This window comes from Janthinobacterium sp. JF4, from assembly GCF_059617925.1.
Genome location: NZ_JCAQAV010000016.1, coordinates 43,576 through 56,907, shown reverse-complemented (window position 1 = coordinate 56,907; position 13,332 = coordinate 43,576). Strand labels below are relative to the sequence as shown.

General features: G+C 63.4%; 15 protein-coding genes. 6 read left to right on the top strand and 9 right to left on the bottom strand.

Annotated features, from left to right (window positions below):
- The first annotated feature begins 79 nt into the window (after positions 1 to 79).
- A complete protein-coding gene (locus AC54AF_RS14265) occupies positions 80 to 1,180 on the top strand; it encodes a glycosyltransferase family 9 protein (protein ID WP_496637054.1) in 1,101 nt (366 codons plus the stop codon).
- On the opposite strand, the gene AC54AF_RS14260 is transcribed toward AC54AF_RS14265, so the two are convergent.
- Both AC54AF_RS14260 and AC54AF_RS14255 read right to left on the bottom strand, forming a co-directional pair.
- Positions 1,165 to 3,330 (bottom strand): putative bifunctional diguanylate cyclase/phosphodiesterase, encoded by a 2,166-nt coding sequence (locus AC54AF_RS14260; protein WP_496637053.1) that lies wholly within the window; start codon positions 3,328 to 3,330, stop codon positions 1,165 to 1,167. The genes AC54AF_RS14265 and AC54AF_RS14260 overlap by 16 nt on opposite strands.
- 117 nt (positions 3,331 to 3,447) lie before the next feature.
- Complete coding sequence (locus tag AC54AF_RS14255) at positions 3,448 to 3,906, bottom strand: hypothetical protein (RefSeq protein WP_496637052.1); 459 nt, start codon at positions 3,904 to 3,906, stop codon at positions 3,448 to 3,450.
- Between the two features lie 182 nt (positions 3,907 to 4,088).
- Between AC54AF_RS14255 and AC54AF_RS14250 the strand changes: the two genes are divergently transcribed.
- Positions 4,089 to 4,556, top strand: coding sequence for a PACE efflux transporter (locus AC54AF_RS14250; protein ID WP_496637051.1), 468 nt, complete (start codon positions 4,089 to 4,091; stop codon positions 4,554 to 4,556).
- Here the strand turns inward: AC54AF_RS14250 and AC54AF_RS14245 are convergent.
- Positions 4,532 to 5,413 (bottom strand): LysR substrate-binding domain-containing protein, encoded by an 882-nt coding sequence (locus AC54AF_RS14245; RefSeq protein WP_131685907.1) that lies wholly within the window; start codon positions 5,411 to 5,413, stop codon positions 4,532 to 4,534. The two genes, AC54AF_RS14250 and AC54AF_RS14245, sit on opposite strands and share 25 nt — an antisense overlap.
- A gap of 87 nt (positions 5,414 to 5,500) precedes the next feature.
- Between AC54AF_RS14245 and AC54AF_RS14240 the strand changes: the two genes are divergently transcribed.
- Positions 5,501 to 5,704, top strand: a complete 204-nt coding sequence (locus tag AC54AF_RS14240; protein ID WP_496637050.1) for a DUF3460 family protein — start codon at positions 5,501 to 5,503, stop codon at positions 5,702 to 5,704.
- Positions 5,705 to 5,720: 16 nt separating this feature from the next.
- Here AC54AF_RS14240 and AC54AF_RS14235 read toward each other — a convergent pair whose 3' ends face one another.
- Positions 5,721 to 6,470, bottom strand: coding sequence for a YcbK family protein (locus AC54AF_RS14235; RefSeq protein ID WP_496637049.1), 750 nt, complete (start codon positions 6,468 to 6,470; stop codon positions 5,721 to 5,723).
- A gap of 84 nt (positions 6,471 to 6,554) precedes the next feature.
- Positions 6,555 to 7,394, bottom strand: a complete 840-nt coding sequence (locus AC54AF_RS14230; RefSeq protein ID WP_496637048.1) for an EAL domain-containing protein — start codon at positions 7,392 to 7,394, stop codon at positions 6,555 to 6,557.
- Between the two features lie 234 nt (positions 7,395 to 7,628).
- Here AC54AF_RS14230 and AC54AF_RS14225 point away from each other — a divergent pair, with 234 nt between their 5' ends.
- Positions 7,629 to 8,441 (top strand): class II glutamine amidotransferase, encoded by an 813-nt coding sequence (locus tag AC54AF_RS14225; protein WP_496637047.1) that lies wholly within the window; start codon positions 7,629 to 7,631, stop codon positions 8,439 to 8,441.
- 66 nt (positions 8,442 to 8,507) lie between these two features.
- Here the strand turns inward: AC54AF_RS14225 and AC54AF_RS14220 are convergent, their stop codons facing one another.
- Complete coding sequence (locus AC54AF_RS14220) at positions 8,508 to 9,038, bottom strand: GNAT family N-acetyltransferase (protein WP_496637046.1); 531 nt, start codon at positions 9,036 to 9,038, stop codon at positions 8,508 to 8,510.
- Between the two features lie 301 nt (positions 9,039 to 9,339).
- On the opposite strand from AC54AF_RS14220, the gene AC54AF_RS14215 reads away from it, so the two are divergent.
- Together AC54AF_RS14215 and AC54AF_RS14210 are read left to right on the top strand one after the other, a co-directional pair.
- Positions 9,340 to 10,395, top strand: coding sequence for a sulfate ABC transporter substrate-binding protein (locus tag AC54AF_RS14215; protein WP_496637045.1), 1,056 nt, complete (start codon positions 9,340 to 9,342; stop codon positions 10,393 to 10,395).
- Between the two features lie 162 nt (positions 10,396 to 10,557).
- Positions 10,558 to 10,776 (top strand): TOBE domain-containing protein, encoded by a 219-nt coding sequence (locus AC54AF_RS14210; protein WP_496637044.1) that lies wholly within the window; start codon positions 10,558 to 10,560, stop codon positions 10,774 to 10,776.
- Between the two features lie 65 nt (positions 10,777 to 10,841).
- On the opposite strand, the gene AC54AF_RS14205 is transcribed toward AC54AF_RS14210, so the two are convergent.
- The 3 genes from AC54AF_RS14205 to AC54AF_RS14195 are packed head-to-tail and all read right to left on the bottom strand — an operon-like array spanning position 10,842 to position 13,310.
- Complete coding sequence (locus AC54AF_RS14205; protein WP_496637043.1) at positions 10,842 to 11,270, bottom strand: DsrE family protein; 429 nt, start codon at positions 11,268 to 11,270, stop codon at positions 10,842 to 10,844.
- Between the two features lie 43 nt (positions 11,271 to 11,313).
- The gene (locus tag AC54AF_RS14200) at positions 11,314 to 12,063 is read right to left on the bottom strand and encodes a LytR/AlgR family response regulator transcription factor (RefSeq protein WP_496637042.1); all 750 of its coding nucleotides are present in this window, start codon (positions 12,061 to 12,063) and stop codon (positions 11,314 to 11,316) included.
- Positions 12,060 to 13,310: a sensor histidine kinase gene (locus AC54AF_RS14195; RefSeq protein WP_496637041.1), complete on the bottom strand. Its 1,251-nt coding sequence runs from the start codon at positions 13,308 to 13,310 to the stop codon at positions 12,060 to 12,062. Before AC54AF_RS14195 ends, AC54AF_RS14200 begins: the two co-directional genes overlap by 4 nt.
- Positions 13,311 to 13,332: the final 22 nt, after the last annotated feature.

Sequence of the window (13,332 nt, the reverse complement as noted above, 5' to 3'; positions counted from 1 at the left end):
CGAAAATCCGTAAGATGCTGCTGTCGCTGGCATTATTCCCGTACGCCAGCGCCTCCCGTCATCCACTTCCGGAGTTCCCTTGATAAAGACCGCCGCCCGGCTGATCAGCTACGCCCTGCTGGGCAAATCCGGCAAGCAGCCCCTCGATATCGCCAAGGTGCGCAAGGTATTGATTTTGCGCAATGATAAGATCGGCGACATGATCGTCACCACGGCCCTGCTGCGCGAGCTGAAGAAAAACTATCCGCACTGGCAGATCGACGTGGCCGCCAGCAGCGCCAACCGGGCCGTGCTCGCCGATAATCCGCATGTCAGCGAGATCATCGTGTGGGATAAGCAGCCGCTGCTGCGCGACTTGCGCACCACCATCGCCGACCTGCGCCGGCGCCGCTACGACGTCATCTTCAACCCCTACAACCGCTTTTCGATTCCCTTGCTGCTGCGCATCAAATGGCTCGGTGCGCGCTATTTGACAGGCTTTGCCATTCCCAAGTACGGCACCTCGACGGCGAATCTGGGCATGTTCGACCATACGGTGCCCTGCGACCGCAACCGCCACATCCTGCACAGCTATTTCGCCACGTTCGGGCAATTTGGCCTGCGCGACATCGATACGCGCTATGAACTGTTCGGCGTGGACGCGCACGCGGCGCAGGTCGACGCCGCCTGCGACACCCTGCTGCGCACGCATGAAGGCTTGTTCTGCCTGAATTTCCAGGGCAGCAATGCGCAACGCACGGTCAGCGTGGCCGATGCCCAGCGCTGCTGCGCCGCCCTGGCGGCACGCTATCCGCGCCATGCGCTGCTGGTGATCGCCGCGCCGGGCACCGAAGCGCGCGCCGCCGAGATCGTGCGCGGCGCCGGCCATGCCAACGTAATGGCCGCGCCGCCCACCGGCCACATCCTGGAGCTGGCGGCCCTGATCCGCCGCTGCGACCTGGTGCTCTCGCCCGACACGTCGGTGATCCACCTCGCTTCGGCGTATGACAGGAAAATCGTCGGCTACTACATCCGCACCGATAACTACCGCTGGTTTTATCCGGCCAGCCGTCACTACCGCGTGATCCTGGCGCCTGGCCTGACCCTGGCCACAATCAGCGCCGCCGAGACCCTGGCCGCCGTGGAGCAGTTGATGGAGGGCGGCGGGCAGGCACAGGAGACGGTTCAGGCAGCCGGCTGAGCCGCCAGCAGGCCATCCATCTGTCCTGCCAGCAATACGCGGGAAAAGAAATACCCTTGCGCATAGTCGCAGCCGGCCGCGCGCAGCAAATCGCGCTGCGACGCCGTCTCGACGCCTTCGGCCACGACTTTCACTCCCAGCCGCTGCGCCAGGGCAATGATCGCCTCGCACAGGCCCAATCCGGCATCGTCGCGTCCCAGTGCGCCAACCAGCGAACGGTCGATCTTGAGAAAGTCGATGTCGGCCTTCTTGATGCACCCGAGCGACACCTGACCGCAGCCGAAATCGTCGAGCGCCAGCACCAGGCCCATGGCGCGGAACTGGCGCAGCCGGTCGCCCACCTGGCGCGCCTCGTCGAGCAGCACGGCTTCCGTGGTTTCGATGACGATGGCGCCCGGCGCCAGGCCCGCCCGCACCAGGGCGTTGCCCCAGTCCTGGTACAGCGCGGCATCGCAGCGAAATTCCACGGGCGACTTGTTGATACAGATCTGGAACATGGCGCCATGCGCGTCCTGCCACTGGCGCGCCTGGCGCACGACCTGGCGAAAGACCCACTCGCCGATATCGATGATCAGGCCGTTTGCCTCGGCAAAAGCGATGAAATCGGCGGGCATGAGCAAGCCGCGCAGCGGATGGCGCCAGCGCAGCAGCGCCTCGGCCCGCTCGATCGTGCCATCGCACAGGCGGATGATGGGCTGGTAATGCACTTCGAACTGCTCCTGCGCCAGCGCCAGGCGCATCTCGCGCACCGTGCTGCGGCGCAAATCGGCCGCCTGCTGCAAGGCCGGCGTGAAATAGCTGTGGCCGTTGCGCCCCGCGCTCTTGGCCGCATACATGGCCTGGTCGGCATGCCGCAGCAGGGTGTCCGGCGCCTCGGCATCGGCCGGATACAGCGCAACGCCCACGCTGGCCGACACTTGCACCGTGTCGCCGTCGAGCACGAAAGGCAAGGCCAGCGCCGTCGTCAATTCCTGCAGCACGCGCTCGATGCCGCCGAGCTGCCCCACGCCGGCCAGGATGACGGTGAACTCGTCGCCGCCCAGGCGCGCTACCGTATCGGTGGCACGCACGCGCTCGCTGATGCGCAGCGCCGCCTGGCGCAGCAGCATGTCGCCCTTCTCATGGCCGAGGCGGTCATTCACCTGCTTGAAATGGTCGAGGTCGATGAACAGCAGGGCCAGGCAACCGCCTTCGCGGCTGGCGTGGCGCGCCTCATGCTGCAAGCGGTCGAGGAACATGTGGCGGTTCGGCAAGCCCGTCAAAGGATCGAAATTGGCTTGCCGCCAGATGCGTTCGGACGCGGCGCGCTGGGCCGTGATGTCGCTGACCAGCGCCAGCGCGCCCAGGTAGGTGCCGCCGGAATCGAAGATGGGATTGGTGGCCAGGGTGGCCCACAAGGTGCTGCCGTCACGCCGCAGGAACTTGAATTCGTGGCGCTCGGCAATGCCATCCTGGCGCCGCGCAATATTGCGCTCCAGGATGGCGCGTCCTTCATCGTCCATGAAGGCCGCCAGCGGCTGGCCCAGCATATCCTCGATCTGGCAACCGAGCATGCGCGCCATCTTCGGATTGACAAAGCTCGTCAGCGCCTGCGCATCGATTTCCCAGATGCCCTCCTCGGCGCTGTGCACGATGCGCCGGAAACGCTCTTCGCTGCGTTCGAGCGCGGCCAGCTTGCCCTCGGCCTGCTCCAGCACCAGGCGCAGCGCCTGGCCGTTCGGATCGGCGCTGCCCAGCAGGCTGACGGGCAAGCCGGCCTCGCGCGCGCCGGGACGCAGCCGTACCTGCAACTGGATGCGCTCGGGCTCGCTGCTATTGAGCACGCGCTGCACGAACTGCTCGAAATCGTGGCGAAACGCCTCGTGCACGTAGGAACGGAACAGCACATGGCCGAGGCGTTCGCGCACCAGACCGAACAATTCGGCCGCCACCAGGTTGACCTGCACGATCACGCCATCGAGACCGAGCACGAAATAGGCGACGGGCGCCAGCAGGTATAAATCGTTGAAGTAGGCTTGCTCGCGTTCGGCCTTCACCCGTTCCGGGCTGAAGACGCCATCGTCAAGCAGGGGCGCGACATGCGGCGCCATGCCGTCGTGGCCGCACGGGGGGGGATCCGGAGCAGGTACCGCTAGCGGTGGTGTGTCCATGGCTGTCCTTGGCACCGCCGCCCTGGCAAACGGGTGGGTGCAGTTGCGAGACTAGCACGCGCCACGCGCAGTGTCGAGCCAAGCCTGTCACGGATGCCATTTCTGCAACAAGGCCGATCAGCGCCCCAGCCCCGTACGGCGCCGGCGCAAGCCGAAATCATGCCCCACCACCAGCAAGGTGCTGGCCACCAGGCTCGATAGCCCCACGATCAACTGGATCAATTTGTCGTCAGGCAAGATCCACAGCGACGAGTCCGGCGCCTCGCAGCCCGTGGCCGCGCTGATCAGGGGGGAAACCCAGGCCGCGTCCGGCGTCACGTCGAGCACGACGGCGCCATCGGCGCTCGTCTGCATATAGATATCGCCCCCTTCGGCCAAGGTAAAGCAGATGCCCACGCCCGTTTCCGTGGCGCGGATATTGTCCTGCATGCTGCGATTATGTTCCTCGATCCACACTTCCACGTCGTACGGCGTTTCCAGGTGCTCCCACGGACGGGGACGAAAACGGGGACGCTCGTCCGGGCTGGCGGGGGAATCTGGGGAATCGGGGATATTGCTGTCTGCTGCGCCTTGCATGCTGGTTGACCTTTTCTGCGGTGATGCGGCGGGACCGGTTGCCTGCCAGCCGCCATTATCCACCGTTCACGGCCGGCATGGTATTGCTGGCGCATATTCATCAGACAAACTGACAGCTATCAACTTTTAACATCAGCATACCTGACTTAAAATAGCCGCCATCTCTTCTTTACAGGCTTTACATGCAAGGCATCAAACGCAAAATCGTCTACGTCACCGCCTTTGAAATCATCGGCATGGCCATTTCCACGGCCTGGCTGACCCTGCTTTCGGGCGAATCGCCCACCAGCACGGGGCCGCTGGCGATCATGATCACCACCATCGCCGTGATCTGGAACCTGCTCTACAACACGGCCTTCGAATACTGGGAAATCCGGCAAGTGTCGCGCACGCGCACGGTCTGGCGCCGCATCCTGCACGCGATCGGTTTCCAGATCACGCTGGTCATCTACCTGATCCCGCTGATCGCCTGGTGGCTCAATATCAGCCTGTGGGATGCCTTCGTGCTGGACTTCGCGCTGATGCTGATCATCCCGTGCTACAGCTTCATCTTCAACTATTTCTTCGACGGCCTGTTCGGCGTGCCCCTGTCGGCCCAGCAGCCGAAGGAAGAGGCGCCCGACGTTCAGGCCGCTTCACTGAGCAACTGAAGAAAGGTCCGCGCCGCCATGCCCAGCGGCCGGTCCTTCATCCACACCAGGTGGATGGGCACGACCAGGCCATTGCCCGTATTCTTGAACGCCACGCAGCGCACCCGCCCCGCCGCCAGCGAGTCCTGGATGGCCGAGGCGGCGAAGTTGCCCCAGCCCAGACCCGCTTCCACCATGGCCAGCGCCATCGGCAAGCTGTCCGTGCGCCAGTAAGACAAGCCCACCACGGGGCGCGCATCGGCCAGGTCGAGTTCACGGCTGGCGACGATGATCTGGCGCAGATTCACCAATTCCTCGATATACAAGGGCTGGCCCGCCGCGCTGGGCGGATGCTGGGTGGAGATAATCGCCAGCAAGGCATCGCTGCCCACCAGCTGGAACTGTTCCTCGTGATTGATGCGCCCGCCAGCGAAAGCCATGCAGGCGCTGATGCGGCCCCGGTGCAGCATGTCGAGCACATCGTCCTGCGGCGCCGTCAGCACCTCGATGTCGAGCAGCGGATGACGCTGCGACAGCGCGCGCACGGCGGCCAGGAAAGGCGTATGGTCGAGCTCGGCTGCGATGCCCAGCGAAATACGGCTTTCCAGTCCCTGCGACAATTCCTGCACGTGCAGGTGCAACTGTTTCAACTGCTCGGCGATCAGGCGCGCATGCGGCATCAGCGCCATCGCGGCCGGCGTGGGCACGGCTTCGCGCGCGCCGCGGTCGAACAGGGTGATGCCCAGTTCCGCCTCGATGTTGGCCATCGCCATGCTGACGGCCGACGGTGCCCGCCGCAAGGCGCGCGCGGCGGCCGAGAACGAGCCGCCATCGACGACGGCCAGGAACAGTTCGATGTTATGGCTGGAGAGTTTCATGGGAAGCTGGAGTGGGAAGCGGGAAACGGGCGGCGCTTTTCCGCCGCTGGCGATAGAATGAAAGAAATGTCAACAGCAGGAGGAGCCATGACTCGTCCACTTCCCTACCGCCGCGGCGGCTATGTCTCGGAATTCACGCGCTTCATCGACGCCTATCTGCGCGACCATCCCGAGGCGCAAACGAGCCAGCGCCTGGGCTGGCGCATTTACTGGGAACGCCCCGTGAATTTCGACGCGTGGCGGCGTGCCGGCAACGATAGCGTGCCGGAGCCGCCGTATCACTATGACTAGCGCTCAGTACTAAGGTTTACCCCTTCCAGACCCGCTGCAATCCCGTATCCGCATGGATCCAGCCGCCACGCGGGCCGTTGCGGTAATAGAAGCCCACGCCGCCCTGCTTGAAGCTGCGCACCAGCGAACCGAGCACTTCCGCGTTCAGGTTCGCCACGCGGATGTCGGCGGCGCGGCCCGAGATGTGCAGCGACTGGCGCGCGGCCGGCACGCCCGCTTCGCGCAGCTTGCCGTTCGACTCGGCCGTGCGGTAGCCCGACAGGATCTCCAGCGGCTGCTCGATGCCGTAGCGGGCGACGAACGCCTGCGTGCCCCACAGGGTTTCCAGCAGTTTCGGGTCGATGGGCGCCGTCTTCTTGCCGTTCACGTCGCGCAGCAGGTGGCACAGTTCCTGGTAGGCCGAATCGATGACTTCGCCATCCTTCCAGTACAGCAGTTTCGCCTTTTCATTGCTGGCCGGGCGCACCACTTCCAGGGTACGTGGCTTGAGCCAGAATTCCAGGTCTAGCGCCTGTGCATCAAAAATGTCGGGTGGCGGTTCCAGTTCCGTGATGGCCTGGCGCGACTGCGAGGTGATCGAGCGGTCGATGCTGGCCAGTTGCGTCGGCTGGGGCGGCACGGCCGTGCGCGGCGCGCGCGGCCTGGCGCCGGCCGAAGCCGAGGCGGGAGCGGCCGTGCGCGAGGCGCAGCCGATGAGCGGGGTGGCAACCAGGCCCAGCGCGGCCAGGCCCATACCGTGATGTAGAAAGTTTCTGCGCGATGCCATAGTCAGTCCAATTTAACGATGGGAATACTATAGCGTATTGTGCCGCGAAGAAAAACCCTCAATGCCTATCGTGCCGCCCTCATTTCAACATGCGGCGGTTGCGCTGGCCGCGACATCGCGCTTTGCTTGCGCCAGCGCCGTCAGGGGCTTGTCCAATAAATACCCCTGGACCACGATGGGCAAGCCCGTGGCGGCGGCGACGCGCCGCAGCGCGGCCAGCGCGGCCGGCGTGTCGAGGCGCTTGAAGACGACGCGAATTTTTGCCGCATGGCACACGGTGACGAAGCTGGCAACGGCCTGCTCGTCGCTGAGGTTGCCCGCGTCGAGCTTGAACGCATGCGGGTGCAGGCGCTCCAGCATGCCCGTGGCCTCATGTACGCTGGCCACATGAATGGCCAGGCGAAAACCATTGCGCCGGTAATTGTCGGCCACGTAGTTGAGCAGCCAGCCCTGCTTCGGCGTCACCGCCGGCAATTGCAGCACGATGCGCTCGATGGGCAAGCCCAGCGCGTCGAGGATGCGCTGGAAGGCGTGGCCGTGATTACTGCTGACGGCGCTCAGCAGGCGGTCATGCACGTTCAGGTACAGGTCGGCCTGCTCCGCTTCCGCCTGCCGGAAAAAATTAATCGCATGCAGCATGCGGCACAAGCGGTCCAGCTCCACGGATTCGTCGTCGCTGGCCGCGTGATCGAGCAAGCGCCACAGCGACAAGCCCTCGTCCGCCTTCGACACGCTGCGCGCCAGCCCCTCGAACGCCAGCAGCTTGCCGCTGTCCAGTTCGCGCAGCGGCTGGAAGGCGCTGGTCATGGTGCAATTGAAAAAGCGCCCCAGCGCCCTGCCCTCCCCGTCGAGCCAGACGCTGGTGCCGGCCTGGGTTTGGTGCGACAGGCGGGCCAGGTAGTTTTTCAGGACGGGAAATGGCATACGTGCTCCTTCATCGGGCTGCGCCAGCTGTCCGCATGGGGAAGACGGCGCCAAAGCGTGCAGAGTAAGGCGGCGCCAGCCAAAGGAGAACGAATGGTTTCGCCATTTGATATGCGCCCAGCACATATGGACGCAACAACGGACAGCGCATAACGATAGTCGGAAACATTCGTTCCAGCGACCTGCCCCGGCCTTTACTGTGGGCAGGTACCGATACCATCAGGAAGGGCCGCCATGTGCCAGTTACTCGCAATGAACAGCAGCAAGCCGGCCGCGCTGGGATTTTCCTTTGCCGGCTTTGCCGAGCGGGGCGGACGCACGGACGAGCACCGCGACGGCTGGGGCATCGCCTATCATTCCAGTAGCGGCTGCACCTTGTTGACGGATCACCTGGCCGCCATCGATTCGCCGCTGGCGGCGCAGGTGCAACGGCATCCCGTGAAGGCGAAAAACATCGTCGCGCACATCCGCAAGGCCACGCAGGGCCGCATCGCGCCGGAAAACACCCACCCGTTCGCCCGCGAGCTGTGGGGCAAGACCTGGTCCTTCGCCCACAATGGCGACCTGAAAACGTGGCGCCCGCCCGCCAATGCGCACTACCGCGCCAGCGGCGACACGGACAGCGAACAGGCGTTCTGCCACCTGCTGGCCACCTTGCACACGCAGTTTCCCCTGGGTGAACCCACGCGCGCCGCGCTGCGCGCCGCCATCGGCCACGTGGCGCGCGAGATAGCCGCGCACGGCAGCTTCAATTTCATCCTGTCGGACGGCGAGCTGCTGTTTGCCCACTGTTCCACGCATTTGCACTATGTGATCCGCGAGTACCCGTTTTCCGTGGCGCAGCTGATCGACTGCGAGCGCAGCATCGACTTTCGCCAGCACAATCACCTGGACGACCGCATCGCCGTCATCGCCACGCATCCCTTGACGCAAAACGAGGACTGGCTGGCATTCGCTCCCGGCGAACTGAAACTGTTTACGGGCGGCACCTTGCTGCCGGAAAACGATATGGCGACGCCAGGCGTGTATATCCAGATCAGTTACTGAAGAGAAATATTCAAAGAGAGGGAAAGGCCCGCCGCCGAATGGGCGGGCTCAGGTGCTGGCGCGCTGTCAGGCCGAATTGCAGTTGCAAAAGCGCTTGCGCTTGGGGTCGCCGCTAGCCATACCTGCGGGATCGATCTGTTTCCAGCAAAAAATCGTTTCCACGCCATACGGCGAACGCACATTGCCCGCCTCGATATAGCCCTGCTTGACGAAAAAGGTCTGGCTGCTGGCCGTGCTGTGCAGTTGCAGGGCCTTGATGCCCCACTCGCGCGCCTGCGCTTCCAGCTGCGCCACCAGCGCCTTGCCGGCGCCGCGGCCTTGCGCCTCGGGCAGCAGGTAGCACAGGGCCAGCTTGCCGGCGCGCGTCAGCAAGCCGACGCCGACGACGGCGCCCGCCTCGACTGCGACGAGCGAAAAATTGGTCGGCGACGCAAACCAGCACGCCACCATCTGCGGTGTTTTATTGCCCAGCCAGGCTTCCAGGATGGCCGGATCGTCCCGATGATCAAGGCTGCAGCATTCGACGATGGAGCGTCGTAATACGTTGCACGCCTCGAAAGCGTCGGTCGATGTTGCAATACGAATTTCAAGACTCATGTACGCTCACAAAATATTCCAGTTGCCGATGCAGGCGCTTTCGCCCTGTGTCGTGCGATTCGACTATACACCAAGCGGCGCGATCGGGTTTTTTCGCGCCACGCCACAGGATGGATTTGCCTATGGCGGAACCCTTGCAGGCTAAGCCTTGACTGTCATCTTGCCCACGAATCATTTCAAAAATCGATATCTGTTTTTCAGCGCCAACGGGAATCGAATCTAAGCATATTACGAAAAATTCGTTTCTTTTCCGGCCAGAATTTTAGACTATGACTGTCTATTCTCACAACAAGAGTTCAACATGCCCCATTCCAACGCCGTAACGACTGCCGCAGCAACGTTCACCCAACGCTCGCGCCGCTGGTTCCTGGCCAGCGCCCTGGCCGCTTCCGCTGCCGCCATGGGCCTGCCGATGGCCGCCAGCGCCGCAGAACCGGTGGTCTTGCTGAACGCGTCCTACGACGTGATGCGCGAACTGTTCAAGGATGTGAATCCCGCATTTATTGCAGATTGGAAAGCCAAAACGGGCGAAACCATCACCATCAAGCAATCGCACGGCGGCTCCAGCAAGCAGGCCCGCTCCGTCGCCGACGGCCTGGAAGCGTCCGTCGTGACCATGAACCAGGCCAATGACATCGACATCCTCGTCGACCGCGGCCTGGTGGTGGCCGACTGGGCCAAGAAATTCCCGAACAACGCGGCGCCGTTTTACTCGACCATGGTGTATCTGGTGCGCAAAGGCAACCCGAAACACATCAAGGATTGGAACGACCTGGCCAAGCCCGGCATCAAGGTCATCGTACCGAATCCGAAAACCTCGGGCAATGGCCGCTACACCTACCTGGCGGCGTGGGGCTATGCCGTGAAAAAAGGCGGCAGCGAAGCGCAGGCGCGCGAGCTGGTGAGCAAGCTGTTCAAGAACGTGCCCGTGCTCGACGGCGGCGGCCGCGGCGCCACCACCACGTTTACCCAGCGTGAAATCGGCGACGTGCTGGTGACGTTTGAAAATGAAGTGCAGCTGGTGCGCGCGGAATTCGGCGACAACTTCGAAGTGGTCTACCCGAGCATCTCCATCCTGGCCGAGTCGCCAGTGGCCGTCGTCGACAAGGTAGTCGACCGCCGCGGCGTGCGCAAGGAAGCCACGGCCTACCTGCAATACCTGTACTCGGAAGCAGGCCAGGAACTGGTCGCCAAGCACTATTTGCGCCCCCGCTCGGCGGCCGTCGCGAAGAAATACGCGGCCAGCTTCAAGCAGATCAAGCTGTTCACCATCGATGACGTCTTTGGCGGCTGGAAACAGGCGCAAAAGAAACACTTTGACGACGGTGGCGAGTTCGACAAGATTTATCAGAAGTAATCTTCGCCGCATCAACACGAACCGGGACGTGTCCCGGTTTTTTTATGTCCGCGCCTGTTTGCGCATATCGATATGCGCATCGATTCGTGGTCAAAATCCCGCGCGCGCCGTACTCTGGCCTTGTCGCGCCGCATGGCGCATTACGGGCAGAAAGGAAACATCATGGCCATCTCGGAAGTGAATGTACGCAACCAGTTTCGCGGCACAATCAAGGAAATCATCTTTGGCCCCGTGGTGTCGGAAGTGGACGTGGAAACGCCGCACGGCATCGTCACCTCGGTGATCACCTCGCGCTCGATCAAGGACCTGGACCTGAAAGTGGGCAGCGAAGTCATCGCGCTGGTGAAATCGACGGAAGTGTCGATCGCCAAGATCCAGTAAGCCCCCCGCTTCCCATGCGCCGCACCCTTGCCATCCGGCAGCGGCGCGTGCGTCAGGGCTTGATGTCAGGGCTTGATATATACATACCCTTCCTGCCACTGCAATCGGCTCAGCTCGGCCACGCCCGAGGGCACGATGACGGCTTCGGGCAGCACGCGCTGGCGGTCGATGTTGCGTCCTTGCAAAGTGTTATTGCAGACGCGAAAGCTTACGCCGCGCTTGGCCAGCTCACGCACCACCACGTCATACGGAGAACCATTCTTGTCGATGGCGCCGTCGAGCAGGAAATCGATGCCGAGGCCATGCGCGACGAGCACGATGGTGGCTTGGGGGCTGGCGTCCAGGTGATTGCGGATATTTTTCAGCGCAGCGGCGGCATTGCTGGCGTCATTGACGTGATACACCACCTTTTCCTCCTTCTGCGCTGCCGTGGCGGCAGTGCAAGCGAGCAAGGAAAGAAGGATGGCGGCGAACCAACGGCGCAAGATTGTCATGAGATGTCCACTTCAGTGGCAGATTGAAAATATTGCTATTATATCAATCCCTGAACAAATAGGTAAACGTGCGGCTGACGGGCAGCTTTTCCGGGCTGCCGCGCAGCAGCACCTGCATGCGCTCGGCGTCGATGCGCTCGGCCGCATCGATGGCTTTGACGTTGACCATGGTGCCGCGGTGGATTTGCCAGAATTGGTCGGGATCCAGGCCGCCCAGCAAATCCTTGAGCGGCGTGCGTACCAGCGCTTCCGAACCGGCCAGCACCACGCGCGTGTACTTGGTGTCGGCCTGAAAGAACAGCACGTCATCGATGTCGATCAGACGGATCTGCCTGCCCACGCTGGCCCTGATCCACTTCAGTTTTTCGCGCGGCGGCGCCGGCAGCGCAGCGCGCAGCGACTGCAGCAAATGGGCCATGTCGGCCGGCTGCGCGCCCAGTTTGCCATGCAGGCGGGCCAGCGCGCGCTGCAGGCGCTCGGCCTGCACGGGTTTCAACAGATAATCGACGGCGCCCGCGTCGAAGGCATCGACGGCATACTGGTCATACGCGGTGACAAACACCACGTGCGCCCGCGTGCCGATGCGCTCGGCCACTTCCAGGCCCGACAGGCCAGGCATGCGGATGTCGAGGAACACCACGTCCGGCTCATGCTCGAGGAAGCCGTCCCAGGCGTCGTTGCCGTTTTCCGCCACCAGCACGATGCGCGCCTCGGGCCAGGCCAGCGCCAGCATCGTCTGCAGGCGTTCGCGCATCAGCGGTTCGTCTTCGGCGATCAGGATGGTGGAATTCATGCGGCAGGCTCTTTCAGGCTGGATGCAATTTTGATGGGTAGCACTATTTCAGCGATCACGCCACCTTCGTCGCCGTCGCGCAGGCTCAAGCTGGCGGACGGATCGGACAGCGCCAGCCGGCTGCGCACGTTTTCCAGGCCCAGGCAGCCGCCCTGCGCGCTGCCCGCGCCGCTTGCCGGCAATCCCATGCCCGTGTCCTGCACGCGCAGGCGCAGCATGCCGTCCACCCGCAGCGCAGACAGGCTGATCTCGCCGCCGCGCAACGATGGTTCAATACCGTGCTTGATGGCATTTTCCGCCAGGGTCAGCAAGATCATGCTGGGAATCGTCGCGTGTGCAAGTTCGGCCGGCAAGTCCAGCGCATAGCGCAGGCGCGAGCCCATGCGCGCCTGCATCACGCGCAAGTACGCGGCCACCATGTCGAACTCGCTTTGCAGCGGCACTTGCTCGCAGCGCATCTCCGCCAGGCTGGCGCGCAGGAAGGCGATCAGGTCGGCCGTTAGCGCTGCGGCCCTGGGCGCTCCCTGCTCGGCCAGCTGCTGCACCGCGCCCAGGGTATTGAACAGGAAATGCGGCTCGATCTGCGCCCGCAGCAGGCGCAGCTGCGATTCGCTCAGCTCGCACGCCAGGCGGTCGCGCTCGGCATCCTGCTGCAGTTGCAGGGTCAGCGCTTCGTATTGCCGGTTGCGCCATGTGGTCACGATCGCCAGCGGCACCATGTAAAACAAACCAGCCACCAGCAAGGCGATGCCGCCCACGCGCAGCAAGCGCTCGAAGGCCATGCCAATGGAGCCGGTATCGCTCAAGCCGGCCAGCAGCACGCCGGCCGCCACCCCTGCCGCGCAGGTCGACACGATCAGCAAGAGTTTCTTGAACTTGTAGCGCACGGAACTGCGGTAATTGAACCATACGCCCACCAGGCCCCACGCCAGCGCAAAACCCAGGCCGTTGCTGAAGACGAGAGCCTTGAGCAATTCGAACCGGTCCGGCAGCAGCAGGTGCAGGGCGACGCCGATGGCGCTGAACAACAGCATCAGCTTGAACGCGGCGATGTAAAAACCGGCGCCACGGTACTTGAGCAGGAAAGCGTGCAGTTGCTGGCGTTCGATCGGCGTCAGCCTGGCCAGCTTCAAGGCGATGTAGCGGCGCGCCCGCCCCCGGACCTGGGCCGCCATCTCGGGGTGTTTCAGCACCAGCAGCGATTCCTCATCGATGCTGCGGTACCAGTCCGTATATTTTTTTAACACGATGCGTTCTCCGTGGTCTGTG

Coding starts and splice junctions, on each gene's coding strand:
- AC54AF_RS14260 (WP_496637053.1), bottom strand. CDS start 3,330: ATGGACACACCACCGCTAGCGGTACCTGCTCCGGATCCCCCCCCGTGC.
- AC54AF_RS14255 (WP_496637052.1), bottom strand. CDS start 3,906: ATGCAAGGCGCAGCAGACAGCAATATCCCCGATTCCCCAGATTCCCCC.
- AC54AF_RS14250 (WP_496637051.1), top strand. CDS start 4,089: ATGCAAGGCATCAAACGCAAAATCGTCTACGTCACCGCCTTTGAAATC.
- AC54AF_RS14245 (WP_131685907.1), bottom strand. CDS start 5,413: ATGAAACTCTCCAGCCATAACATCGAACTGTTCCTGGCCGTCGTCGAT.
- AC54AF_RS14240 (WP_496637050.1), top strand. CDS start 5,501: ATGACTCGTCCACTTCCCTACCGCCGCGGCGGCTATGTCTCGGAATTC.
- AC54AF_RS14235 (WP_496637049.1), bottom strand. CDS start 6,470: ATGGCATCGCGCAGAAACTTTCTACATCACGGTATGGGCCTGGCCGCG.
- AC54AF_RS14230 (WP_496637048.1), bottom strand. CDS start 7,394: ATGCCATTTCCCGTCCTGAAAAACTACCTGGCCCGCCTGTCGCACCAA.
- AC54AF_RS14225 (WP_496637047.1), top strand. CDS start 7,629: ATGTGCCAGTTACTCGCAATGAACAGCAGCAAGCCGGCCGCGCTGGGA.
- AC54AF_RS14220 (WP_496637046.1), bottom strand. CDS start 9,038: ATGAGTCTTGAAATTCGTATTGCAACATCGACCGACGCTTTCGAGGCG.
- AC54AF_RS14215 (WP_496637045.1), top strand. CDS start 9,340: ATGCCCCATTCCAACGCCGTAACGACTGCCGCAGCAACGTTCACCCAA.
- AC54AF_RS14210 (WP_496637044.1), top strand. CDS start 10,558: ATGGCCATCTCGGAAGTGAATGTACGCAACCAGTTTCGCGGCACAATC.
- AC54AF_RS14205 (WP_496637043.1), bottom strand. CDS start 11,270: ATGACAATCTTGCGCCGTTGGTTCGCCGCCATCCTTCTTTCCTTGCTC.
- AC54AF_RS14200 (WP_496637042.1), bottom strand. CDS start 12,063: ATGAATTCCACCATCCTGATCGCCGAAGACGAACCGCTGATGCGCGAA.